The organism is Pelagibacterium sp. (assembly GCF_965249125.1).
Lineage (GTDB): Bacteria > Pseudomonadota > Alphaproteobacteria > Rhizobiales > Devosiaceae > Pelagibacterium.
Map to the genome: position 1 here is coordinate 1,490,260 of NZ_OZ252217.1, position 25,324 is coordinate 1,515,583.

The 25,324-nt window shown below is 61.2% G+C and carries 20 protein-coding genes; 10 read left to right on the forward strand and 10 right to left on the reverse strand.

Features of this window, described 5'->3' with window-relative positions:
• Positions 1-45 precede the first annotated feature (45 nt).
• The 5 genes from accC to ACP148_RS07405 form a co-directional block, all read right to left on the reverse strand.
• Complete coding sequence (gene accC / locus ACP148_RS07385) at positions 46-1,392, reverse strand: acetyl-CoA carboxylase biotin carboxylase subunit (protein ID WP_421950294.1); 1,347 nt, start codon at positions 1,390-1,392, stop codon at positions 46-48.
• A 9-nt stretch (positions 1,393-1,401) separates the two neighbouring features.
• Complete coding sequence (accB, locus tag ACP148_RS07390) at positions 1,402-1,896, reverse strand: acetyl-CoA carboxylase biotin carboxyl carrier protein (RefSeq protein ID WP_421950295.1); 495 nt, start codon at positions 1,894-1,896, stop codon at positions 1,402-1,404.
• Positions 1,897-1,934: 38 nt separating this feature from the next.
• Positions 1,935-2,372, reverse strand: a complete 438-nt coding sequence (gene aroQ / locus ACP148_RS07395) for a type II 3-dehydroquinate dehydratase (RefSeq protein WP_421950296.1) — start codon at positions 2,370-2,372, stop codon at positions 1,935-1,937.
• A gap of 132 nt (positions 2,373-2,504) precedes the next feature.
• On the reverse strand, positions 2,505-2,642 hold the full coding sequence (locus tag ACP148_RS07400) for a hypothetical protein (RefSeq protein WP_421950917.1): 138 nt from the start codon (positions 2,640-2,642) through the stop codon (positions 2,505-2,507).
• On the reverse strand, positions 2,615-3,490 hold the full coding sequence (locus ACP148_RS07405; RefSeq protein ID WP_421950297.1) for a DsbA family protein: 876 nt from the start codon (positions 3,488-3,490) through the stop codon (positions 2,615-2,617). The genes ACP148_RS07400 and ACP148_RS07405 overlap by 28 nt, the downstream gene beginning before the upstream one ends.
• Positions 3,491-3,728: 238 nt before the next feature.
• On the opposite strand from ACP148_RS07405, the gene ACP148_RS07410 reads away from it, so the two are divergent.
• The gene (locus ACP148_RS07410) at positions 3,729-4,871 is read left to right on the forward strand and encodes a pyridoxal phosphate-dependent aminotransferase (RefSeq protein WP_421950298.1); all 1,143 of its coding nucleotides are present in this window, start codon (positions 3,729-3,731) and stop codon (positions 4,869-4,871) included.
• 57 nt (positions 4,872-4,928) lie between these two features.
• Here the strand turns inward: ACP148_RS07410 and ACP148_RS07415 are convergent, their stop codons facing one another.
• Positions 4,929-7,499 (reverse strand): Rne/Rng family ribonuclease, encoded by a 2,571-nt coding sequence (locus ACP148_RS07415; protein ID WP_421950299.1) that lies wholly within the window; start codon positions 7,497-7,499, stop codon positions 4,929-4,931.
• A gap of 526 nt (positions 7,500-8,025) precedes the next feature.
• On the opposite strand from ACP148_RS07415, the gene ACP148_RS07420 reads away from it, so the two are divergent.
• The 3 genes from ACP148_RS07420 (at position 8,026) to prfB (ending at position 13,100) form a co-directional block, all read left to right on the forward strand.
• A complete protein-coding gene (locus tag ACP148_RS07420) occupies positions 8,026-9,282 on the forward strand; it encodes an N-acetylmuramoyl-L-alanine amidase (protein ID WP_421950300.1) in 1,257 nt (418 codons plus the stop codon).
• Between the two features lie 209 nt (positions 9,283-9,491).
• On the forward strand, positions 9,492-11,912 hold the full coding sequence (locus ACP148_RS07425) for a penicillin-binding protein 1A (RefSeq protein WP_421950301.1): 2,421 nt from the start codon (positions 9,492-9,494) through the stop codon (positions 11,910-11,912).
• A 71-nt stretch (positions 11,913-11,983) separates the two neighbouring features.
• Positions 11,984-13,100, forward strand: a protein-coding gene (gene prfB, locus ACP148_RS07430) for a peptide chain release factor 2 (RefSeq protein WP_421950302.1) whose coding sequence is annotated in 2 segments (ribosomal slippage) — positions 11,984-12,052 and positions 12,054-13,100 — 1,116 coding nt in all. Because the reading frame shifts where the segments join, the coding sequence is not laid out codon by codon here.
• Positions 13,101-13,113: 13 nt separating this feature from the next.
• On the opposite strand, the gene ACP148_RS07435 is transcribed toward prfB, so the two are convergent.
• Together ACP148_RS07435 and ACP148_RS07440 are read right to left on the reverse strand one after the other, a co-directional pair.
• The gene (locus ACP148_RS07435; protein ID WP_421950303.1) at positions 13,114-14,247 is read right to left on the reverse strand and encodes a M23 family metallopeptidase; all 1,134 of its coding nucleotides are present in this window, start codon (positions 14,245-14,247) and stop codon (positions 13,114-13,116) included.
• 71 nt (positions 14,248-14,318) lie between these two features.
• The gene (locus ACP148_RS07440) at positions 14,319-14,780 is read right to left on the reverse strand and encodes a peroxiredoxin (protein WP_421950304.1); all 462 of its coding nucleotides are present in this window, start codon (positions 14,778-14,780) and stop codon (positions 14,319-14,321) included.
• Positions 14,781-15,090: 310 nt separating this feature from the next.
• Here ACP148_RS07440 and ACP148_RS07445 point away from each other — a divergent pair, with 310 nt between their 5' ends.
• A complete protein-coding gene (locus ACP148_RS07445) occupies positions 15,091-18,513 on the forward strand; it encodes a hypothetical protein (protein WP_421950305.1) in 3,423 nt (1,140 codons plus the stop codon).
• A gap of 29 nt (positions 18,514-18,542) precedes the next feature.
• Here ACP148_RS07445 and tyrS read toward each other — a convergent pair whose 3' ends face one another.
• Positions 18,543-19,796, reverse strand: a complete 1,254-nt coding sequence (gene tyrS / locus ACP148_RS07450) for a tyrosine--tRNA ligase (RefSeq protein ID WP_421950306.1) — start codon at positions 19,794-19,796, stop codon at positions 18,543-18,545.
• A 138-nt stretch (positions 19,797-19,934) separates the two neighbouring features.
• Positions 19,935-20,597, reverse strand: a complete 663-nt coding sequence (locus ACP148_RS07455) for an alpha/beta hydrolase (RefSeq protein WP_264224121.1) — start codon at positions 20,595-20,597, stop codon at positions 19,935-19,937.
• Positions 20,598-20,844: 247 nt separating this feature from the next.
• Here ACP148_RS07455 and ACP148_RS07460 point away from each other — a divergent pair, with 247 nt between their 5' ends.
• From ACP148_RS07460 to sufC, 5 genes are read left to right on the forward strand one after another with little or no spacing between them, the layout of a single operon-like run.
• Positions 20,845-21,987 (forward strand): cysteine desulfurase family protein, encoded by a 1,143-nt coding sequence (locus ACP148_RS07460; RefSeq protein ID WP_421950307.1) that lies wholly within the window; start codon positions 20,845-20,847, stop codon positions 21,985-21,987.
• A 17-nt stretch (positions 21,988-22,004) separates the two neighbouring features.
• Complete coding sequence (gene sufB / locus ACP148_RS07465) at positions 22,005-23,534, forward strand: Fe-S cluster assembly protein SufB (RefSeq protein ID WP_421950308.1); 1,530 nt, start codon at positions 22,005-22,007, stop codon at positions 23,532-23,534.
• Entirely contained in the window at positions 23,534-24,046 is a 513-nt protein-coding gene (locus tag ACP148_RS07470) for a cupin domain-containing protein (RefSeq protein WP_421950309.1), read from the forward strand. Before sufB ends, ACP148_RS07470 begins: the two co-directional genes overlap by 1 nt.
• Positions 24,043-24,558 (forward strand): cupin domain-containing protein, encoded by a 516-nt coding sequence (locus ACP148_RS07475; protein ID WP_421950310.1) that lies wholly within the window; start codon positions 24,043-24,045, stop codon positions 24,556-24,558. The genes ACP148_RS07470 and ACP148_RS07475 overlap by 4 nt, the downstream gene beginning before the upstream one ends.
• Before the next feature lie 8 nt (positions 24,559-24,566).
• Positions 24,567-25,319: a Fe-S cluster assembly ATPase SufC gene (sufC, locus tag ACP148_RS07480; RefSeq protein WP_421950885.1), complete on the forward strand. Its 753-nt coding sequence runs from the start codon at positions 24,567-24,569 to the stop codon at positions 25,317-25,319.
• Positions 25,320-25,324 lie beyond the last annotated feature (5 nt).

Below are 25,324 nucleotides of genomic sequence, written 5' to 3' on the forward strand. Positions count from 1 at the left end.
CGTGTTGTCGCAAAAATGAAAAGCGGCCCGTTGGGCCGCCTTCCGCTATTCCTTATTGGCCTCGAGATATTTCTCAAGCCAATGGATGTCGTAATTGCCGGCCTGAATATCAGGTTCCTTGATGAGCCTGCGGAACAGGGGCAGCGTTGTCTTGACGCCGTCGACGATAAATTCATCCAGAGCGCGATTGAGCCGCTGCAGGCATTCGGGCCGCGTGCGCCCGTGAACGATCAGCTTGCCAATGAGGCTGTCGTAATAGGGGGGAATGTTGTAGCCCTGATAGACGGCGGCATCGACGCGCACCCCGACGCCACCGGCGGGGTGGTAATAGGTGATGCGACCGGGTGAGGGCGCGAAGGTCTGTGGGTCTTCGGCGTTGATGCGCACCTCGATGGCATGGCCGTGGAACGCCACGTCTTCCTGCTTGAGCGACAGGGGTTCGCCCGCAGCGACGCGGATCTGCTCATAGACGATGTCGAAATTGGTGATGCGTTCGGTGACCGGGTGTTCCACCTGAAGGCGAGTGTTCATTTCAATGAAATAGAACTCGCCGTTCTCGTAAAGGAACTCGATGGTACCGGCGCCCGAATATTTGAGCTTGCGCATGGCGGCGGCGCAAATCTCGCCGATCTCGGTCTGCTCGTTCATCGGGACTGTGGGAGCTGCGGCCTCTTCCCAGACTTTCTGGTGGCGCCGCTGCAGCGAGCAGTCGCGGGTGCCCAGATGGACGGCATTGCCCTGACCGTCGCCGATCACCTGCACTTCGATGTGCCGGGGCTGTCCAAGGTATTTTTCGAGATAGACGGAATCGTCGCCGAAATTGGCGGCGGCCTCGCGGCGGGCCGTGGAAAAGGCGATGGCAAGGTCGGCTTCGGTCTTGGCGACCTTCATGCCCTTGCCACCGCCGCCCGAGGCGGCCTTGATGAGAACGGGGTAGCCGATTTCGGCTGCCGTGGCTTTGGCCTCGGCCTCGCTGGTCACGGCGCCGGCAGATCCGGGAACGCAGGGGATGCCGAGTTCGATTGCAGTCTTTTTGGCCTGAATCTTGTCGCCCATGATCTCGATGTGGTGAGCCGAAGGGCCGATAAAGGCGATCTTGTGCTCTTCGAGAATGCGGGCGAAGCGGGCATTTTCAGACAAAAACCCGTAGCCGGGATGGACGGCCTCGGCGCCGGTGATCTCGCAGGCAGCGAGGATCGAGGGAATGTTGAGATAACTGTCGCGGGCGGAGTTCGGGCCAACGCACACGCTTTCATCGGCAAGCCGCACATGCATGGCATTGGCATCGGCCTGGGAGTGGATGGCAACGGTCTGGATGCCCAGCTCCTTGCAGGCGCGAAGAATGCGCAGGGCAATCTCGCCGCGATTGGCTATGAGGACCTTGGAAAACATGGGCCTGCCTTACTCGATGACGACGAGGGGTTCACCGTATTCGACCGGCGACGCGTCATCGACCAGAATGCGGGTGATGGTGCCCGATTTGTGCGCCGGAATCTGGTTCATGGTCTTCATGGCTTCGACAATCAGGACGGTCTGGCCCTCGGACACCTTGGAGCCGACCTCGATGAACGCCTTGGCGCCCGGTTCGGGAGCAAGATAGGCGGTGCCGACCATGGGCGAGGTCAGCGTATTGGGGCTGGCGGCCAGATCCTCGGGCGATGCGGCGGCGGGCGTCGCCGCGGCGGAAGCCGCCGGTGCTGCGGGGGCCGCGGGAGCGGCCGGCGCCTGCTGAGCGTAGCCGGGGGCGGCGACCTGAACGACTTCCTTGGCAAAGGTCCGGGTTACCCGGATGCGAAAATCATCCTGCTCAAGTTCGATTTCGGCCAGATTGGCCTCGTTGACCAGTTCGGCGATTGTGCGGATGAGGTCCTGATCGACCTGCGAGATCTTTGCCATTGTTATCGTGTCTCCACCGACCCGTTTTGGGGTCTTTTTCAATTCAGGATTTCGGCCACGGCCTCGAGGGCCAGCGTATAGCCTCTTGGGCCCAGACCGCAAATTACGCCCTTTGCCACCGCAGATACGTAGGAATGATGGCGAAAGGGTTCACGCTGATGAATGTTTGACAGGTGCACCTCCAGGATCGGCTTGTCCACAGCGCGCAGCGCGTCGTGGATGGCGACGGAGGTGTGGGAATAGGCGGCGGGGTTGATGACGATCGCATCGGCCGTCTTGCGGGCCGACTGTATCCAATCGACCAGTTCGCCTTCATGGTTGGACTGGCGAAAATCGCAGGCCATTCCGAGCTTTTCGCAGGTTTCCCGACACATCGCCTCGATATCGGACAGCGTTTCGCCGCCATAGATCGATTTTTCCCGCGTGCCCAAGAGATTGAGGTTCGGTCCGTTGAGGATCAGTACGCGCTTTGCCATGTGCCTTATCGTGTCGTGCCCGATGTGCCAAATGATGGCGGGCGCGCCTTTTTTTATGCTTTTTGGGCCAGTGGCCCCCGTAATTCAAGCTGGCGTTATACGAAATGCACCGAAAACGCAAAGGGAACGTCCCTAGGCCCGGGTCGCTTCGATCCGCGCCAGCAAGTCGCTGGCCTCGGCCGGTATGTCGCGCGCCACGCGGCGGTAGATGCGGCCATCGGGCGTTCGAGCGACGGTAATGGTCAGCCGTCCTGCCCGGTATCGGTGCAAACCGTGGCGCCGCACTCACGCATGGCTTCGATGCGGCGGACCAGATCGGCCTTGGGCAGGGCGCCGGGGATCACTTCGTCGCCGATGATGAAGGTGGGCGTGCCGGAAATGCCGAGGGCCTGGGCGATGGTATAGGTGCGCTGGAGCGCGTCGGAAACGTCAGGCGCAGTCATTTCCAGCTCGAGCGACACGCGGCTCAGGCCCAGCGATTCGGCAGCGGCGAGGGCGGCCTGGGTATCGACCTGGCCACGGGAGGAAAACAGGGCCGTGTGGAAATCCTGATAATCGACGTCGGAGCGGCCAACCAGAATACCGACGCGGGCGGCATCGACCGAGCTTTGCGAGAGGATGGGGAATTCCTTGAGGATGACGCGCAGGTTTGGATCTTCCTCGACCAGCGCCATGACATCGGCAACGACCTGTCGGCAATAGCCGCAATTGTAGTCGAACATTTCAACAAGGGTGACATCGCCATCGGGATTGCCGAGAACGATATTGGCGGGGTCGTTGTAGATTTCGTCTTCAAGGGCGGCCAGCGCGATACGGGCACGCTCGCCTTCCTCGGCGCGGATCTGGGTTTCGAGCTCTATCGACATGCGTTCGAGCAGGCGCGGATTGGCGAGGAGGTAGTCTTCGATGAGCGGGCCGATGGTGGCGGAGTCGATTGCCGCCGATTGGCCTGCGGGCGGACGCTCGGCGGCAGGCTGGTTCGACGCGATCGGGGCCAGAAGGCTTTCGACTTCGGCCTGGCTCATACCGGGCTCGGGGCGCGTTGAGATGGAATAGGCGAGCCCGGCGCCCAGGAGCACCACGGCGGCGGCGAGGCCGATATTGATCGCTTTTTGCATCTGAAACTCCCTATCGCGTTCCAGCCGGTTTACCGTAAGCAATAGCCGGGGGCCAGAAGCAATGGCGTTGCGGCCGAACAAAAGCGCGTGTTGGATTCAGTTGCTCGATATGGCGTATAAATTAGTATTTTTTGCTAATAAGATAGTGATTGTGATAATGCTATGCTGATACAGTATCGATTGACGCAAGCGAAGGCGGTTCGGATGGGCCTGCCGAAAAGAACAAGCGGACATTGAAATGATGAGTGCCAATTCGATTCGCCCATTTTATGCCTTGGAACTTATGGCGCGGGGGCAGGCGCTGGAAGCGCAGGGGCGGACAGTGTGCCATCTCGAAATCGGGGAGCCCGGCGGCAAGCCAGCCGAATGCGTGCTCGATGCGGTTCGCCAATGCCTGGACCGTCCGATGGGGTATACGGCGGCCAAGGGCATGTTGGCGCTGCGCGAGCGGCTGGGCCGGTACTACGCCGAGCAGCACGGTGTCGAGGTTTCCCCCGAGCGAATCGTTGTGACAACCGGTTCGTCGAGCGGGTTCATTCTGACCTTTCTGGCCGGATTTGCGCCCGGACAGCGGATCGCGGTGACGCGGCCGGGCTATCCGGCTTATCTCAACATCATCGCCTCGCTCAATCTTGGCAGCGTGGAGATTCCGGTTTCGCCGGCCAATGGATGGCGGTTGACGGCCGCCGACATCGAGGCTGCCTATGAGAAATCGCCGTTCGAGGGGCTGCTTGTGGCCAGTCCGGCCAATCCGACCGGCGCGGTGCTGGAGCGCGATGAACTGGCGGCCATCATCGCGTGTTGCGACCGGCTCGGCGTGCGGTTCATATCCGATGAAATCTATCACGGGCTGAACTATGTGGGCGGCGATGCAAGCGCGCTCGAATTTTCCCACGATCATGTGATCGTCAACAGCTTTTCCAAATATTACTGCATGACGGGTTGGCGGATCGGGTGGCTGGTGCTGCCCGAGGACATGGTGCGGCGGGCCGAGATGATGGCGCAAAGCCTTTTCATTTCAGCCTCGAGCGTTTCGCAATGCGCGGCGCTGGCGGCGATGGAGGCGCGGCCCGATTACGATGCGCGTCGCGATCAGTACGCGGGCAACCGGCTGATCCTTTCGGATGGGCTCAAGGCGCTGGGGTTCGGGTTGGCGGAACCTTCGGACGGAGCGTTTTATGCCTATGTCGACGCGTCGGCCTTTACCAATGATACGATGGAGTTTTGCCTGCGCATGCTCGATCAGGCCGGCGTGGCAGCGACGCCGGGGCAGGATTTCGACAGGACCGATGGGCACAAATATATGCGGTTTTCCTATGCGGGAACCCAAGAGAGTATCGAGATGGCGCTGGGGCGAATGAGCGATTTTCTCCGGCGCTGACCGGAAACGAAAAAGGGCGGCCCGAGCCGCCCTTTTTTATGTCTGGAGTTCGTTTTTTTAGCCAAGACCGAGGCGGCGCTGCCACCAGCCTGCCTTTTTAGGCTTTTCTTCAGTCGGCTCGCTCGTCGATGACACAAGAATTTCGTCGGCCGGCACAGCCTTTTTCTTGCGGCCAGCCGCCGGTTCTTCGTCCGCGGGCTCGGACTCGGCAACTGGCTGGGGTGCTTGAGCGGGCTTCTCGTCCGCCGGAGCTTCGGCTTCGACCTTTTTCTTGCGCGGGGCACGGGGCTTGCGGGCCGGCTTTTCCGGGGCTGGTGCTGGTGCGGGCTCGGCGGCGGGCGCTTCTTCCGCGCCTTCCACAGCCTCCTGTGCCACCGAATCCGGCTCGACGGCCTTGGCCTTCGCGGTTTTGCGTGTGCGGCGCTTTTTCGGCTTTTCCTCTGCGGCTTCCGGCGCCGGTTCAGACTCCGGGGCAGCGTCGGGAGCGGGAGCGTCTTCGGCCGCAGCGGCCGCTGCAGGCTCACGATCTTCAACGGCGTTCATGGCGTCGGCGTCGCCGAGAGACCCGGTGTCCTGATCGGTGCCAACGCCCTCATTGGGACGCTTGTTGCGGCGTCCGCCGCGGCGGCCGCGACGACGGCGCTTGCGCGGTTGGTCGTCATCATCCTCATTGGCGGCATCGCCGCGCGGCTCGTCCTCGGTATCGCCGGATTCGGCGTCGGGGGTCGCGACCTCGGTTGCCTGGATCGCTGCACCATCCTTGCCGCCGCGGCGGCGGCGACGGCGACGCTTGTTGCGATTGCCATCGCGTTCGCCGGAGGTGTCGTCCTCAGCCTCGATATCGGCGTCGGCCTCTTCTTGTTCGGCCTCGGGCTCCTGATAGTCATCCATGGAGGCCGCATCGGCGCGGATGTGCTGAACCGGAGCGGCGGCGACGGGTGCGCGGGCCTCGCCGCGTTCGATGTTGAACTGGGAGCCGACAAGGCCGCTCTGGGCGGAAATGGTGATCGAAAGCCCGTATTTGGCTTCGAGCGCGGTCAGCGTTTCGCGCTTGGTGTTGAGGATGTAGAGCGCGACTTCGGCGGGCATGTTGACGTTGATCGACTGGCCCGGCTTGCGCAGCACATGGTCCTCAATGGCGCGCATGATCATCAGCGCCAGAGAGGAAACCGAACGCACCAGGCCGGTGCCCGCACAGGTGGGGCAGGTGTGGGTCGAGGATTCGAGAACCCCGAAGCGGATGCGCTGGCGGCTCATCTCCATCAGGCCGAAATGGCTGATGTGGCCGACCTGAATGCGGGCCCGATCGTTCTTGAGGCAGTCCTTGAGCTTTTTTTCGACCGAACGGTTGTTGCGCCGCTCTTCCATGTCGATGAAATCGATCACGATGAGGCCGGCCAGATCGCGCAGGCGCAACTGGCGGGAAATCTCTTCGGCCGCTTCCAGATTGGTCTGGAGAGCGGTGTCCTCGATATTGTGTTCCTTTGTGGCGCGGCCCGAGTTCACGTCGATCGACACCAACGCCTCGGTCGGGTTGATGACGATATAGCCACCGGAGGGCAGGGTGACCTGCGGGTGGAACATGGAATCGAGCTGGGACTCTACATTGAAACGCGAGAAAATCGGCGCATCATCCTTATAGACCTGCACATTCTTGGAATGGCTGGGCATGATCATGCGCATGAAATCCTTGGCCTCACGGTATCCGGCATCGCCGGACACAAGGACTTCGGAGATGTCCTTGTTGTAGAGGTCGCGAATGGTGCGCTTGATAAGGCTGCCTTCCTCATAGACGAGGCAGGGCGCCGAAGACTCCAGAGTCAGGACGCGTACGTTTTCCCAAAGGCGCATGAGGTATTCAAAGTCGCGCTTGACCTCGGCCTTGGTGCGCGAGGCACCGGCGGTGCGCAGGATGACGCCCATGCCCTGGGGCACTTCGAGATCGGTGGCGATTTCCTTGAGGCGCTTGCGGTCGGCGGCGCTGGTGATCTTGCGTGAAATGCCGCCACCGCGCGCCGTGTTGGGCATCAGGACCGAATAACGCCCGGCGAGTGACAGGTAGGTTGTGAGCGCGGCGCCCTTGTTGCCGCGTTCTTCCTTGACGACCTGGACCAGCAAGACCTGGCGGCGCTTGATGACTTCCTGAATCTTGTAGCGGCGCTGATTGCGGCGGGGGCGTTCCTGAAGGTCTTCAAGAGCATCGCCCTCGCCGATCTGCTCGACCTTCTTGGTCTCGCGCGGCGTGTCGAGCTCGTCGCCATTGTCCTCGGCGGCGTCATCGTCGCCTTCGGTGGCATCGGTCTCGTCCTCGTCGGAGAGATCGGCCTCTTCCTCCTGGGCTTCCTCTTCGTCGCGCATGAGCGCTTCGCGGTCGGCCACCGGTAGCTGGTAGTAGTCGGGGTGGATTTCGGAGAAGGCAAGGAAGCCGTGGCGATTGCCACCATATTCGATAAAGGCAGCCTGCAGGGATGGCTCGACCCGCGTCACCTTGGCGAGATAGATATTGCCCCTTAACTGCCGCCGTTCGGCGGATTCGAAGTCGAACTCCTCGAGTCTGTTACCTGTGGTAACGACTATCCGTGTTTCTTCCGGGTGGGTGGCATCCACCAACATTCTTTTTGTGGCCATAAATTAGAACTCCGCGCGCTCGCGCGCCGGGCCCGAACCGTTCTTGTGACGGGCGGCCAGCGCCATGCGAGGCGTATGACAGTATCGTGGAGACGCTGGAAGCGCCGTTGGAAAGGGTAGGGGTCATGGAAAGGGACAGCGGGCTGCGGCGCGCCGGAACATCGATCGTGCCGATTGCCAGAGTTGAACCCATTCGACCTCGTCCTCAAGGGCATGGCCGGATCGGCCGTGCCAGTCGGATCGCCTCAAAACCGGCGATACCGATATTCTCGTTTCGGTGCCAAGTCGCGCGTCACATGTCCGGTATTGCAGGGCCAGCAGGCAAGCTGGAGGCGAAATCGGGCCTGGGCGCAGACTCCGTAGAGCACCGCATTACAGTCATTACGAGTGTTCCCGGAAATTGGCAATAGCCAATAGCCTTACGCTCGATTGGTGGGATGTGGCGCCGCGCAGGGAGAAGTTCAAGCCGGGGCTTGCCTATTTCCGCCCAAGAATCGCATAAGGTGCGCCTGAACCGGAGTTTTCGATGATCGTTGCGGCTGTGCGTGCAAAGCTGATTTTTCTTGTGCTGGCCTGTGCCATTTTCGGTGGACAGGCCGGGGTGGCGCAGGAGGCACCGCCGGACGAGGCGGTGAGCCAATCGACGGCGCCGGCATTGCTCGACTCACGGGTTACGGCAACCCAGGATCGCGCGCGGCTTGTCCTCGACCTGACGACGCCAACCGAATTTGCCGTCTATACCAGCAATGATCCGATGCGCGTGGTGGTCGAGTTGCGCGGCCAGGCGGGGAACGATCAGGACAGTCAGCCGGCCGGCAATGGGCTTGTAACGGCCTATGGCATCGACGCGCCGGGCGCCGAGCGTGTGAGGGTGACGCTTTCGCTCGCCGGACCTGCGCAGGTGCAGCAATCGTATATTCTGGACGCCTTCGGGGACCAGCCGGCGCGATTGGTGATCGATCTGGTGCCCGATACGGCCGAGAATTTCGCCGCCAATGCGAGAGGGGGCGAGCCTGCCGCCGAACAGGCCGAGCAGGCGCAGGCGCCGGCCGAACTCGACGGCGCGCAGACGGCGCCCGGCGAGACGGCTACCGCTGCCGACAGCGTGCGCCCCCTCCTCATCATCGATCCGGGCCATGGGGGCGTCGATGGCGGCGCAAGGGCGACAAACGGCCTTGAGGAAAAGACAATCGTTCTGGCTTTCGCGCTGAAGCTGCAAAACCTGCTGGTGGAAACCGGCCGGTTCGACGTTGCTCTGACGCGGGATACCGACACGTTTCTGACGCTGTCGCAGCGTGTGGCACTGGCGCGGCAGAACCAGGCGGATTTGTTCATTTCGCTGCACGCGGATTCCTTCGACCAGCAGGACGTGCGCGGAGCGTCGATCTACACGCGCGGCGACCTGGCGACGACCGACCTCGACCGCGTTCTGGCCGAGAATGAAAACCGGGTCGACCTGATCGCCGGGTTTTCTCCGCCCGAGGACGAGGGCGCCATCAACGTGCTCGTGGATTTTCTGGCTCGCGAAACACGGCGGCAATCCTACCTGGCCGGGCAGGCGCTGATCGAGCAGCTCGAGCCGTCGGTGCAATTGCGGCGTTTCCCATTGCGTCAGGCGGACTTTTTCGTTCTCAACTCGCCGGACATCCCCTCGGTGCTTATCGAATTGGGCTTTCTCTCCAATTCGGACGATACACAGAACCTGACGACAGATGCCTGGCTCGACCGCGTGGCAGCGGCGCTGGCGCGCGGGGTGGCGGTGTATTTTGACGGTCAGTTCTGACGGGCTGGCGCATTGATCCGTGCTGACCTCGCCCAGTTGCAGGTGCTGGAGCGGCTGCCGGCGAGGGGCATGGCGAGGGGCATAAAGCGGTACACAGCGTTTTGACCGATTTCCTAGGGTTTTGGAGCACAATCGGCTGCGATTCTGATAAGCTCCAGAATCGCGGGGAATAGCGCGAAGGATTGGGCGCGGGCCCGTGTGAGAATGCGATGTTTCGACTTTTAAGCTGGTTGTTTGGCTTTGGCGTTTTTTCGGGCCTGATCGTTCTGGGCGGCGTGGCCTGGTACGTGGCCATGCTCAACGAGGATTTGCCCGATTATACGGCGCTGATGGACTATCAGCCGCCGGTGACGACCCGCGTTCATGCCGCCGATGGCGTCTTGCTCGCCGAATTCGCCCGCGAGAGGCGGTTGTTCCAGCCGGTCGAAACCATTCCCCCGATGGTGATCGAGGCGTTCCTTTCGGCAGAGGACAAGGATTTCTACTCCCATTTCGGCATCGACGTGGCCGGCGTTTTTCGCGCGGCGCGGGACAATGTGATGCAGGCGGTCGATGGAGGCTCCGGCAATCTGGTCGGGGCGTCGACCATCACCCAGCAGGTGGCCAAGAATTTCCTTTTGACGTCGGACCAGACATGGGATCGCAAGATCAAGGAAGCGCTTCTGGCCCTCCGGATCGAAAATGCGATGACAAAGGACGAAATTCTCGAACTCTATCTCAACGAGATTTTCCTTGGTCTCAATTCCTATGGCGTTGCGGCGGCCGCGCTCAACTACTTCGACAAGGCGCTTTACGAGCTGACCTATGCGGAGGCGGCCTATCTCGCGGCGCTGCCCAAGGGCCCTTCGAACTACCATCCGTTCCGGAGGCCCGAGGCGGCGATCGAGCGGCGGAACTGGGTGCTCGATCGGATGGCCGAAAATGGCTACATCACGCTCGAGGAAGCGAGCGCATACAAAAACGAGAACCTCAACGTCATTCCGCGGGCGGGCGGCTCGCAGCTATATTCGGCGGAGTATTTTACCGAGGACGTGCGCCGGCAGCTCGCGGAGCTGTATGGCGAGGATACGCTTTACGGCGGCGGAATGTCGGTGCGCACATCGCTCGACCCGCAAATGCAGCTTCATGCCCGCAAGGCGCTGATGGATGGATTGATCGATTTCGACCAGCGGCGGGGGTTTCACGGCGTCGAGGACACCATTGAAATCGGCGAGGACTGGGGTGGTGCGCTGGCGGGTATTTCTCCGCTCGGCGACGTGCCCGAGTGGACGCTGGCCGTGGTTTTGAGCACCGAAGCCAACTCAGCGCAGATCGGTCTGCGGCCAATAATCGACGTAGACGGGAGGGTGAGTTCGGAGCGCATTACGGGCACGCTGCCGGGCTCGGCCGTTTCCTGGGTCAGCGAACCGCTGGGGCAGCTTCTGAGCGTCGGCGACGTGATCTATGTTGAGCCGGTAGCGGGCGAAGAGGGAATCTATACCTTGCGGCAGGTGCCCGAAATCGAAGGGGCAATCGTTGCAATGGACCCCCGGACAGGGCGCGTGCTGGCGCTCGTTGGCGGATTTTCGTTTGCCGAAAGCGAGTTCAATCGCGCCACGCAGGCGATGCGGCAGCCTGGATCGTCGTTCAAGCCCATCGTTTACGCGGCGGCGCTGGATAACGGCTATACCCCGGCCAGCGTGATCCTCGATGCGCCGCTCGAAGTGGTCAACGCCGATGGCTCGGTGTGGGAGCCGGAAAACTACGCGCGGCAGTTCTATGGCCCGCAGACGTTGCGTCGCGGGATCGAGCTTTCGCGTAACGTGATGACCGTGCGGCTGGCGCGCGATCTGGGCATGCCGATGATCGAGGAATATTCGCGGCTTTTCGGGGTTTATGACGACATGCCGCATGTTCTTGCCATGGCGCTGGGCGCGGGCGAGACCACTGTCATGCGGCTGACGGCGGCCTATGCGACGATTGCCAATGGCGGGCGCAAGATCACACCGACGCTGATCGACCGCATTCAGGACCGGTATGGCGATACGATCTATCGGCATGACGAACGGATCTGCGAAGCCTGCCAGCAGGCCGAGTGGCACGGGCAGGGGGCGCCGATGATTATCGACAGCCGGGCGCAGGTGCTCGATCCGATGACGGCTTATCAGGTCACATCGATGATGGAAGGCGTCGTGCAGCGCGGCACCGGGACGGCGGTTCGGGCCGTGGGGCGTCCGGTGGCGGGCAAAACCGGCACGACAAACGACTACAAGGACGCCTGGTTCGTGGGGTTCACTCCAGAATTGGCCGTGGGGGTCTATGTCGGCTACGACACGCCGCGCAGCATGGGGTCGAGTTCGACGGGCGGTGAACTGGCGGCACCGATCTTTGCCGATTTCGTTTCGGCGGCGCTTGAAGGCGTTCCTCCCACCCGGTTCCAGGTGCCCCAAGGCATGCATACGGACTGGATCGATCCTGCAACCGGAGTCGGGATCGTCGCGGGTGGATCTGGCGTGCAGGAAGCGTTCAAGCCGGGGACGGGCCCGAATTTGATGACTTCGGTCATCGGCGTCAATTCCCGCGCCTTCGACAACATCCAGACCGGCGCGAGCCAGCAGCAGCCTATGTTCGGCGCCGGTTCGCTGTTCTGATCCTGCAAACGGTTGATTGTGCGGTTCAATCTCGGTAAGCCAGCCCCCGACGTTCAAATACGGAAAGAGTTATGCGCGCAGACGTTCTCAAGACGGTCGACGAAATCAAGCAGGCCCTAAGCCTGCTGAGGAGGCATCTTTGACTGGGATACAGCCGAAAGACGCCTCGACGCACTGAATGCCCGCTCGGAATCGGGCGATTTGTGGAACGATCCGGAAGAAGCCCGCAAGGTAATGAGCGAACGTCAGTCGCTCGAAAGCGCCATCGACACGGTCAAGACGCTCGAAGCCGGGATCAGCGACAATATCGAGCTTATCGAACTCGGTGAGGCCGAGGGCGACGACGAGATCGTTTCCGAGGCCGAAAAGGCGCTGGTCGAGCTCAAGGGCACTGCTGCGCGGATGCGTGTCGAAACCCTGCTGTCAGGCGAGGCCGACGCCAACGACTGCTACGTGGAAGTCCATTCCGGTGCCGGGGGCACCGAGAGCCAGGACTGGGCACAGATGTTGTTCCGCATGTACACGCGCTGGGCGGAGCGGCGCGGGTTCAAGGTCGAGACCATCGAATACAGTGCTGGCGAAGAGGCGGGCATCAAGGGCGCGACGATCCTGGTCAAGGGGCATAACGCCTATGGCTGGCTCAAGACCGAGAGCGGGGTACACCGGCTGGTGCGCATTTCGCCCTATGACAGCCAGGCACGGCGGCACACGAGCTTTTCGAGTGTCTGGGTCTATCCGGTGATCGACGATTCGATCGATATCGACGTCAGCGAATCCGATGTGCGTATCGATACCTATAGGGCATCGGGCGCGGGGGGACAGCACGTCAACACGACAGATTCGGCGGTGCGCATCACCCATATCGCGACGGGGATCGTGGTGCAGTGCCAGAACGAGCGCAGCCAGCACAAGAACAAGGCGCAGGCCTGGGATATGCTGCGGGCGCGGCTTTACGAACTCGAACTGCAAAAGCGCGAGGAAGCGGCCAGCGCCGAAGCGGCCTCAAAGACTGAGATCGGGTGGGGCCACCAGATCCGCTCCTATGTGCTCCAGCCCTATCAGCTGGTGAAGGATCTGCGCACGCAGGTGGAAAGCACGGCTCCGTCCGATGTGCTTGATGGGGCGCTGGACCCGTTCATGGAAGCATCGCTCGCCCAGCGGCTGGGTGCCGACAAGGACGAGGAATAGACCTCGACACGCTCTATTGCAGATAGGCGGCCAGGGTGCGTCCGGCGGCGATAAAGCGCGACGGGTCGATGGCACTGCCGCCCTTGCGGACTTCGAAATGCAGGTGCGGCCCGGTCGAGCGGCCCGTCGAGCCGGCGCGGCCGACCTGCTGGCCGCCGGCGATTGCCTGGCCCACGGTTACCCCGATCTGGCTCATATGGGCGTAGCGCGTCTTCAGCCCGTTGCCGTGGTCGATTTCGACCATATTGCCATATCCGCCATTGGCCGCGGCAAAACTAACCGTGCCGCTGGCCGCTGCGAGCACCGGCGTCCCCGTGGGCGCGCGAAAGTCGATGCCCGAGTGGAAGGCGGCGCGTTTGAGGAACGGATCCGTGCGGTTTCCGAAGGATGAGGTGATGGCGCCTGCACCGCCGACAGGAAGCTGTATTGGCGCGTTCAGCAGGGCTTGGCGGGCCGATTGATAGCGGGCCAGCGCATCGGCCACGGCATTGGCCTCATCGATGATCGAGCCGGTCTCTCCATTGGCGGGAATGAACGGGCCGCCCACGCCGTCGGTCATCGGCTCGGGTTCTATGCCGATACTGCGCAGCCCGGAAACAATCTCGTCGGTCGAGAGCGTTGCGGCGTCGGAAAGTGACACCAGAGCGATGCGGGTTTCTTCCTGCATGGCGAGCAGGGTATCGGCAAGCAGGGCCGTGTCGCCGGTAAAGGCGGGGGGCTGGGCGGCGATCGAACCGGTGGTCATAGTGTCGGGGCCCGTTTCCTGGTCGGAAACACCCATTTCGCGGGCCATTTCCGTTAGCGCACGGACGTATTCATGCTGTTCGGAGAGCACTTCCTGCTGTTGCACCAGCTCGTGCATCTGGAGGTTCATATCGCCCATCTGGGCGTATTGGCGGGAATGGAGCCTATCTACTTCCAGGCGCAGTTCGGTGATGCGCTGCTCGTAGGCGGTAAGGATCGCGGAATTGTCCTCACGCAGCAGGCCGTTGATTTCCGGCGCGAAGTAAAGGGCAAGCCCGGTCACCGCATTGGTGAGCAGCAGCAGCGTAACCACACCGGTCAAAAGCAGGTAGGCGCCCGCACCGCTTCTGCCGGACCTGGCTTTCTGCCTGCCCAGCGTTATCGACTGATCCCCCGATGGCACTGATGGTCCCCCGATGACGCAATTCTTACATCAAACATCAGCAATTATGCAGGGTCATGGTTAATGGGCGGCTAACCCAGGGCCTTCATGACGCGTTCGACGTGCCCCTTGGCGCGAATATTTGGCCAGATCTGCGCGATCCTGCCGTCGGGGCCGACGAGAACGGTGGAGCGGATCAACCCCTGATAGGTGCGGCCATAGTTCTTCTTTTCGCCCCAGACGCCGTAGGGGCCGATGGCCTTGTGCTCGGGGTCTGATAGCAGGATAGGGGAGAGCGCATATTTTTGCCGGAAATCAGCGAGTTTTTCGACACTGTCGGGTGATATGCCGACAAGGACGACGTCGCGCTCGGCGAACCAGTCGGCATTGGCGGTAAACGCAAGGTTCTGGTCGTTGCAGGCGGGAGTGTCGGCCTGGGGATAGAAATAGATGAGGACCGACTTGCCGCGCCGGTCAGAAAGCGTGAAGGCTTGTCCAGCGTCGGTTTGAAGCGTGAAATCGGGTGCGGGTTTGCCGACGGACGGGGTGGTCATTGGGCGGGCCTTTTCCATCAATTTTCCCCGCCAGCAGGGCATGACAGGGTATCTGTGCCATATTCAAGCCGATATGGTCGGCAAGAGACAGCTTTGATAACCGATTCTGCGGCATTGGCCTTGGCGCATGTTTTCCAGATCATCTCACCGTTTGACGGAAACGGCGCAACGATCTGGGTCTTTGTTTTGTTGCGCGTCCGAACCGGATAAGTGGGGTCCACCTATCGAGGAAGCGCTTTAATGGGACCTGCATCCGACAGTGAGTGAGACGACACGTCCCAGGCGAAGCATTTTCGGCCCCAGGCGACGGATGGCGCTCAAGGTTCTTGCGTTGCTGTGCATCGGGCTGCTCGTCGTTCTGTGCCTGCTGTATGTGCGCCTGCTGTTCGGACCGATGTCGCTGGGTTTTTTGTCCGATCGGGTCAAGAGCGAGGTCGCTGGCGTTGTCGATGACAGTTTCGACGTCGACTGGCGCGATTTCGGGCTTTCGCTGACCGGGCCGGTCAGTGTGGGGTTTCATCTCTCGACTGTCACCCTGACCGAACACGCCTCCAATGCCGTTATCGAGGCAGATGCACTGGAAATAGGGCTGTCGCCACTAGGGCTTGTGTTCGGGCGGCCCAATGCACGCATCATCCTGATCGAACCGCGCTTTCAGATGGTGCAGGACCTGCTTGGTCCCAGGCTGTCGCGGTTCGAGTTTCTGGAGGAAGGCGGCACGGGAGAGACGGTGGTTCGTGTCATCGAGGGCAGTCAGCGGGCGCCCGACGTGCAGATCGGCGATGAGGGGATTTCGGTCGGCGATCGTGGAGCCGAGGATATCGGATTGCGCTCGGATAATGACTGGCTGGTGGCCAATGTCGAGGCTCTCGATGAGGCGCTGGCGCAGCTTGCCGAACAGGCGGCAGCCGGGCAGGTGCGGCGGTTTGAAATTCGTGACGGATCGATCGGCGTGCTCGATACGGTCTATGGGCTGTACCGATCCTTCGACAATGTCGATCTCGATGTCAGGTCCGGCCGTATCGATGGCCGCGTGGCCGCCGATTTTGCGGCCCGTATCGCCGGTGAGACCATGCAAGGCGAGATCGTGCGCGAGCGTGACGCGCAAGGCAGCGCGATCGAAGCGGAGATCAGGAATCTCGATTTTTCCACGATCATCCCCTTCCTTGACGACGCGACCAGTCTCGCGGCTTTGCGGGGAACGGGAAATCTGGAGCTTTCGGTCGCGCTTGCGGCGGGTTCCGCAGGGCGGGTCCAGTCGGGGCAATTCATTATCGATATCGACGGAACCCATTTGCGGCTCAACAATGATCTTTTCGATCTCTCGGTCGAGCCCTTTGCAGTGGATTGGTATCCGGACCAGTCGCGGTTTTCTGTCGCCGACATCGAAGTCGGGGTGGGCCAGAGCAGGGGCACTATCGGCGGAGATATCGTCATGGGCTTTGACGAGCAGTTCGGGCCGACGCTGGGCATGTCATTACGCGGGCGGGACTTGTGGCTGCATCCGGACGATCTCGATGCGCCGGTCGAACCGTTCGAGGAAATTCATTACGAAGGCTGGTCGGCGCCGCTCTATGGAGCTGTCGGCATCGATCGCATGGTGGTGGCCAAGCAGGGCGTCAGCGTCGTCATGCAGGGCCGGCTCGATATGGTGCGTGAGGGCGTGGGGCTCGATGTGTCGCTGAGCGGGCGGGGCGCGTCGGCCGACGATATCAAGCGGCTCTGGCCCTATCTGTTCGCGCCGGAAGGGCGGGAGTGGTTCACCGAATATGTGGCCGATGGCACAGTGAGCAGCGCCGATATGCGGTTCCGGTTTCCCGTCGGCAGCATTGGACTGGATGGCGCGCCGCGCCCGATTCCTGAAGGGGCGATGCAGATCGATCTTGTCGGCAACGGTGTGCAATTGCGACCGCTCGAGGGCGTGCCGGAGTTTCAGGTGGATGGCGAAGCGCGCCTGACCATGCGCGACAATCAGCTGACCATGGCGTTCGAGCGCGCCAGCCTCACAGAATTCGGCGATGAGGTTTCGATTGCCAGCGCCGCCTATATCAACCAGGACGTTTCCGCCAGCGAGCAGGTGTTTGAGATTTCCGGCGACGTGTCGGGATCGGTGCCGGCCATTCTGGATGCGGTGACGAGCGATACGCTCAACCTTTTGGAGCATTTCGACCACGGGATCGATCCGGCCACGCTGGCACGGGACCTGACCGGCGAGGTCGAAGGCACGGTGATTGCAACGATTGAAACCGACGATACGGGGCAATTGGTCGGCACCGATTATGCGCTCAATGGTTCGATTTCAGAGATGGCCAGTGTCAGGCCCATCCAGGGCGTCAACTTTTCCGATGCCGATTTGATGTTCACCGCATCGCAGGAGGGCTTTCGGGTTCTTGGAGCTGCCAGCGTGGGGGAGGCGAGGATCGATCTGGAGGCGGAACAGCGCGGAAGTGGCGCACCACAACTGGCGTTCGCCTCGACCTTGGGTGTTGCCGATGCCGCTGAACTGGGGATCGATCTTTCCCAGTACATGGGGGGCACAGTGCGCGTCGTGGCGCGTCCGCTCGATGACGGTCGGATCGAGGTTCGGGCCGATCTGACCGATGCGTCGCTGACGATCAGCGATATCGGTATCACCAAGGCGCGCGGCGACGCCGGGGGCCTGGAGGCGACGGTATCGCTGGGCGATGACGATGTCGTGGTTTCCGACATCGCCCTTAATTTCGGCACGGTGCGGCTCGAGGGTGAGATGAATTTGGGTTCGGGCGGGGCGTTGGTGTCCGCTGATTTTGGTACCTTCGCGATCAGTCCGGGCGACAGCGCTCAGGTGAGTATGACGCCGGTTGATGGGGGCTATTCGCTGGCCATCAGTGGCCAGCAGCTCGACCTCAAACCGGTGCTCAAACGGTTTTTCAACATCGAGGGGGCCGAAGATGCCGGGGCCAGCGAAGACTTGCAGGACCAGGTTTTCAACGTCAGCGTAAATCTCGAACGGGCGCTGGGCTATTTTGGCACCGTGGCATTCAACGTCGATCTGGATCTTTCGGTCAGAGGCGAGCAGTTGCGCCGGGTGAACCTGGCGACCCAGTTCGGTGGGGGAAGGTCGGCTTCAGCAACGACCAATCCCCTGCCCAACGGGCGGATCATTTCGTACGCGACCAACGATCTGGGGGAAACGCTGAGGTTTGTCGGCATCTATCCGCGCCTGGTTAATGGCGAGGGCAGTATGGTGATGCGGTACGACGAGAACTCCGAAACCGATACGGGCGAGTTCGTCGTGCGCAATTTTGCGGTCGTGGATGAAGAAAATCTCGACGCCATTGTCGGCTCGCATCAGGAGTCGCAAGAGGTTCTGGCAGGCGCCTCCGCCATGGAGTTCGATTACGGCCGAGCCGAGTTCATCCGGTTCAGCGACCGTGTCGAGCTCGTCGAAGCCGCCATATATGGCGATACGGTGGGCGGGACGATCCGGGGCAACATCATGACCGACGCCGGGCAGTACGATCTGGCCGGAACTTACGTTCCGCTGTTCGGGCTCAACAATTTCTTTCAGCAGATTCCAGTGCTCGGGCCGATCTTCGGGGGGCGCGAGGGGGAGGGGCTGCTGGGCGTGACCTTCGCCGTGCGCGGGCCGCTGGACCAGCCCGATCTGCTGATCAATCCGGTATCGATTCTGGCGCCCGGCGTGTTCCGTACACTTTTCGAGTACCGTTCAGCCAACCAGTCGCAAAACTGAAGAAGGCCGGGATGCCCCGGCCTTATCGATCAAACGGGCTTGAGCAGCACGTGGCGTTTCTTGCCGATCGAAAGCTTGATGACGCCCTCGCTGAGCACCTGTTCTTCGCCAAGGCTCATCTTTTCGTCGGTCACCGTCTGGTCGTTGACCTTGAGCGCGCCGCCCTGGATGTGGCGGCGAGCCTCCCCGTTCGAGGTAGCCAAACCTGCGGTAACCGTCGCTGCGAGGATGCCCAGGCCGCCACGCAGGGCCGACCAGCCGATCTGGATGGTGGGCAGGGAGAGGTCGAGTTGCCCGGCTTCAAAGACCGCCACGGCGGTCGCGGCGGCGTCCTGGGCGGCCTGACGGCCATGAACGAGCGCGGTAACTTCGGTGGCCAGCACCTTCTTGGCCTCGTTGATGTCGGTGGCAACACCGGCCATCACCCGCGCGATCTCGTCGAGCGGCAACGTCGTAAAGAGCTTGAGGAAGCGCTCGACGTCGGCGTCCTCGGTGTTGCGCCAGTACTGCCAGAAATCATAGACCGAGAGCGCATCGGCGTTGAGCCAGACGGCGCCGTTGGCGGTCTTGCCCATCTTCTGGCCCGAGGCCGTCGTGAGCAGGGGCGAGGTCAGGGCGTAGAACTGGGTGTCGAGCATGCGGTGACCGAGATCGAGCCCATTGACGATGTTGCCCCACTGATCGGAGCCGCCCATCTGCAAGGTGCAGCCGTAGCGCTGATTGAGCTCAACGAAATCGTAGGCCTGAAGGATCATGTAGTTGAATTCGAGAAAACTCAGCGATTGCTCGCGGTCGAGGCGCAGCTTGACCGAATCGAAGCTGAGCATGCGGTTGACCGAGAAGTGGCGGCCAACGTCGCGCAGGAAGCCGATATAGCCAAGCTCAAGCAACCAATCTGCGTTGTTGGCCATTACGGCGTCCTGTGGGCCGTCGCCGAAATCGAGGAAGTTGGCAAACTTCTGTTTGATGCCTTCGATGTTGGCGGAGATGCCCTCGACGGTCAGGAGCTTGCGCGCCTCGTCCTTGAAGGAGGGATCGCCGATCATGCCGGTGCCGCCGCCCATCAGCGCGATGGGACGGTGCCCCGTCTTCTGCATCCAGTGCAACATCATGATCTGCATCAGGTGGCCGACATGGAGCGATGCGGCAGTCGGATCGTAGCCGATGTATCCGGTTACGATCTCGCTCGAGAACTTCTTGTCGAGCCCGTCGGGATCGGAAATCTGATGAATGAAGCCACGCTCGGCGAGCGTATGGAGAAATTCGGATTTGAACTGGGTCATTGGTCTTGATTCCAGAGCGTTGAAGCTGCCCGGCAAAAGATTGCCGGGCGGGTTTGGCTCGAAATCATCCGGTCAAGCGGGCGCCCTTACGCCCAGGATGAGATTCGCCGGGATATGCTCCCGAGGCAACCGCAGGGGTCAACGTCCGCCGCCGGCGGCGATCTCGGCCCGGCGACGGTCGAGATATTCGCCGCACGCTTCGATCAACTCGTCGATCTTGTCCTCGTAGAAGTGGTTGGCGCCCTCGACAATCTGCTGTTCGATGGTGATGCCCTTCTGGAGCTTGAGCTTGTCGACCAGCTTCTGGACGGCCTCGGGGGGCGCCACGCGATCCTTGTCGCCGTGGATGATGAGACCCGAGGACGGGCAGGGGGCCAGGAACGAGAAGTCATAAAGGTTTTCCGGCGGGGAAATCGAGATGAAACCCTCGACCTCGGGGCGGCGCATCAGAAGCTGCATGCCGATCCACGCACCAAACGAGAAGCCGGCAATCCAGCAGCCGCGGCTTTCGCGGTTGAGGGCCTGAAGCCAATCCAGCGCCGCCGCCGCGTCCGACAACTCGCCCACGCCGTGATCGAAGAGACCCTGGGAACGCCCGACACCGCGCGAATTGAAACGCAAGACCGCAAAGCCACGCTGCACGAACATATAGAAGAGATTGTAGACGATCTGGTTGTTCATCGTGCCCCCAAACTGGGGATGGGGATGAAGGATGATCGCAACGGGTGCGTTGGGCTCCTTGCCCGGTTGATACCGGCCCTCGATACGCCCCTCGGGTCCGTTGAAAATCACTTCAGGCATTGACTCTTACCTTTATGCTTAGTTTGGCGCTGCATGGGAGCCATGCACCCGCGGACCCGGCTTGACGAATGGTGCAGGTGTCCATAAAACTGACTTTGAATACCAGTTTAGAATAATTCCAAACGGGTTTGGCCGGGACCCCCGGCGCCTTTGAGCGCTCCTTTTACTTAAGGAGTGAGTCGAATTTCAAGGATTGTTTGCTGCGGCGGCCCTTTGCAGGGTTTGACAGCAGCGAGTTGACGGATCGATGAGCGTATATCTCGACCACAACGCTTCGGCACCTTTGTTGCCGCGCGCCCGCGCGGCAATGCTGGCTGCGTTCGAGATGGTGGGGAATCCCTCGTCGGTTCACGGTCCGGGGCGGGCGTTGCGAGCCGTTATCGACAATGGGCGAGACAAGGTTGCAAAAGCTGCCGGAGCCGAGGCCAAGCAGGTGGTGTTTACCGGCTCGGCCACCGAGGCGCTGACCCAGGCGATTGTTGGCGGCGTCAAGGCGTTCGCTATCGACCGGGTCATTGTTTGCGCGACCGACCATGCGGCTGCGCTGAAGGCTGCCGAAGCATCGGGGGTTTCGGTTCGGATAGTGGGCGTTGATGACGACGGGATCATCGATCTCGATGCATTAGCGCGGTATGTGGAAACCGCGAACGCGGCAGGGGAAAAGCTGCTGGTGGCCGCATCCTGGATCAATAATGAGACCGGGGTCGTCCAGCCGCGCGCGAAGCTCGAAACGCTGGTTGGCCCCACGCCTCATATTCTCGTCATCGACGCCGTGCAGGCTTTTGGCAAGCGCGATCTGGATTTTTCCGCCTCTGCTACCGATATGGTAGCCATATCCGCCCACAAGATCGGCGGACCTGCCGGCATCGGCGCGCTTCTGGTCAAGGGGCATGCGGACACGGTGCGGTTGATCCCCGGGGGCGGGCAGGAGCAGGGGCGTCGGGGCGGCACGGAATCGGCGGTGCTGATCGCCGGCTTCGGGGCAGCCTGTGAGGAATTTGACGAGATCTTCGACGCAGATCAGGTGGCAGCGCTTGTCACATTGTTTGAAGATCGACTGTTGGCCGTTGCGCCCGACGCGGTGATTTTCTCACGCGGGGCGGAACGGGTCGGCACCACGATCAATTTCGCGGTGCCGGGGATCAAGAATACAGTGGCGATGATGAGCCTCGATCTGGCTGGTATCGCCGTATCGTCGGGCTCGGCGTGCTCGTCGGGCAAGGTGGGGCGGTCCCATGTGCTCAGCGCCATGGGCGTGTCGTCCGATTTGAGTGAATGTGGCCTTCGGGTCAGTTTCGGCTGGTCGTCGACCGCCGAGGATATTGACGCCTTCTTTTCGGCGTTTGAAACCGTTCTGAGCCGCCATCGCCGCAGTGGCGCCGCAGCTTAGCACCAGGAGACTTTTTGATGTCCGATTATGACATTCCGACCCTCAAGGAAAACATCGACCGCGAAACGGTCGATCAGGTGCTGGCGCTCGACGTCGACAAGTACAAGTACGGCTTCGAGACGATCATCGAATCCGACAAATCCCCCAAGGGCCTTAACGAGGACACAGTACGTTTCATTTCGGCCAAGAAGAACGAGCCCGAATGGATGCTCGAATGGCGGCTTGAGGCGTTCCGGCGCTGGTTGACGCTCGAGGAGCCGACCTGGGCGCGGGTCTCGTATCCTGCGATCGATTTCCAGGACCAGTATTACTATGCCGCGCCCAAGAGCGTGACGGGGCCGAAATCGCTCGATGAGGTCGATCCCGAATTGCTGCGGACTTACGAAAGGCTCGGTATTCCGCTGTCCGAACAGAAAATTCTGGCCGGGGTGCAGGGCGAGGAAGCCAGCCAGGGTACGCCGTTCGGCAGCAATGTCGCCGTCGATGCCGTGTTCGACTCGGTTTCGGTGGTCACCACATTCCGCGAAGAACTGGCCAAGCAAGGCATTATCTTCTGCTCGATCTCCGAAGCGATCCGCGAGCATCCCGAACTGGTCAAGAAGTACCTTGGCTCGGTCGTGCCGGTTACCGACAATTTCTATGCGACGCTCAATTCGGCCGTGTTCACCGACGGTTCGTTCGTTTACATCCCCAAGGGCGTTCGCTGCCCGATGGAGCTGTCGACCTATTTCCGGATCAACGAAAAAAACACCGGCCAGTTCGAGCGCACCCTGATCATTGCCGAGGAAGGCTCATATGTGAGCTATCTGGAAGGCTGCACGGCGCCGATGCGCGACGAGCATCAGCTCCATGCCGCGGTTGTCGAACTGGTGGCGCTCGATGAAGCGGAGATCAAATATTCGACCGTCCAGAACTGGTATCCCGGCGACAAGGACGGCAAGGGCGGCATCTACAATTTCGTCACCAAGCGTGGCGATTGCCGCGGCAAGAACTCCAAGATTTCCTGGACCCAGGTCGAGACCGGCTCGGCGATCACCTGGAAGTATCCGAGCTGCATCCTGCGTGGCGACGGTTCGCGCGGCGAATTCTATTCGATAGCGATTTCGAACGGAAAACAGCAGGTCGATAGCGGCACCAAGATGATCCATCTGGGCAAGAACACGTCCAGCCGGATCATCTCCAAGGGCATCGCGGCGGGCAATTCGGACAATACTTATCGCGGACAGGTCTCATCGCACCGCCGGGCGACGGGTTCGCGCAATTTTACCCAGTGCGACAGCCTTCTGATCGGCGATCGATGCGGTGCGCACACGGTGCCCTATATCGAAAGCCGCAATTCCTCGACGGTGTTCGAGCATGAAGCGACGACCTCCAAGATTTCCGACGACCAGATGTTTTATTGCCTGCAACGCGGGCTGAGCGAGGAAGAAGCCGTGGCGCTGATCGTCAACGGGTTCGTTCGCGACGTGCTGCAGCATCTGCCGATGGAATTCATGGTCGAAACCCAGAAGCTGATCGGGATCTCGCTGGAAGGCAGCGTGGGGTGATGGGCGAAGCCTACAATCCCGTTGCCCGAATTCCAGAAATGGAGCTTGAGCACAGCAGCGAAGGCGGCATGCGGTCCGACGATGTGCTCGTGGGCACCTTTTTGCAGCTTACGCGGCTGGGGTGTGTCTATACCGAGGTCGCTCCCGGCGAGACATCCTGCCCCTATCACGTGCATCACGGTGAAGACGAAATGCTCGTGATCCTGGCGGGGGAGGGCGAGTACCGTTTTGGCGGGAAGCTTTATCAGGTCAAGGCGGGTGACGTGATGGGCGCGCCCATGGGTGGGGCGGATTACGCGCACCAATTGTTCAATACCGGCAAGGAGACGTTGAAATATCTCGTCGTTTCGTCCAAGGCCGATCTCGACATTCTGGATTTTCCCGATAGCGGGAAGTTCCTCGTGTCTAGCCGGCTTGTGCCGGGTACTGCCCGGCAGCGCTTCTTTTTCAAGGGACGGAAAGAAGACATGCGCGACGACTATGAGGGCGAAGTGACGGAGCGCAAGCCATGAGCGCCGACTACAACCCCGTTCTGCGCCTGTCGGAAGCCGAACTCGAGCGCAATGCGGATCAGGGCTGGTTTGAATCGTTCGATGCGTATGTGGGCGACATTCTTCAACTGACCCGGCTTGGCTGCGCCTACACCGAAGTGGCGCCGGGAAAGACGGCATGCCCCTACCACGTGCATCACGCCGAAGATGAGATGCTGGTGATCCTTTCGGGCGAAGGCGATTACCGGTTCGGCGGCGAAATTTACAAGGTAAAGGGCGGCGACGTGCTCGGCGCGCCCATGGGGGACGCGAGCTACGCCCACCAGCTTATCAATACCGGGACGGAAACGCTGAAATATCTGGTGACTTCGTCCAAGGCGGATGTCGATGTCTGTGAATATCCCGACAGCGGGAAGTTTCAGGTTATGAGCCGCCCAGTGGAAGGCACAAAACGACGGCGCTTCCGCTTTATCGGGCGAGAAGAAACAAGCCTCGATTATCTCGACGGCGAAAATATCGGAGACGAAAAATGAGCACCCCGTTGCTTGAGATCAAGAACCTGCATGTTCGTGTCGAGGACAACGAAATCCTCAAGGGCGTGAATTTGACCCTCAACCGCGGTGAGGTTCATGCCATCATGGGCCGGAACGGTTCGGGCAAGTCCACGCTGTCTTATGTGCTGGCCGGCAAGGAAGACTATGAGGTCACCGAGGGCGAAATCCTGCTCGATGGCGAGAACCTTCTGGACATGGAAGCCGATGAGCGCGCTGCTGCTGGCGTGTTCCTGGCTTTCCAGTACCCGATCGAAATTCCGGGCGTGGCGACGATGACCTTCCTCAAGGCGGCCATGAACGCCCAGCGCAAGGCGCGCGGCGAAGGTGAACTTTCGACGCCCGATTTCATGCGCGCCGTAAAGGATGCGGCCAGCCTGCTGGAAATCAAGCAGGACATGCTCAAGCGCCCGCTCAATGTGGGGTTCTCGGGCGGTGAGAAAAAGCGCGCGGAAATCCTGCAAATGGCGCTGCTGGCGCCCAAGCTGTGTATTCTCGACGAAACCGATTCCGGTCTGGATATCGACGCGCTCAAGGTGGTTTCCGAGGGCGTCAACAAGCTGCGGGCGCCCGAGCGCTCAATGCTGGTCATCACCCACTACCAGCGCCTCTTGAACTACATCGTGCCCGATGTGGTGCATGTGTTCTCGGCCGGACGCGTGGTGGAAACCGGTGACAAGTCGCTGGCGCTCGAGCTCGAGGCCAAGGGCTATGCCGACTTCGATGAATCCAACGCCGCCTGAAAGGT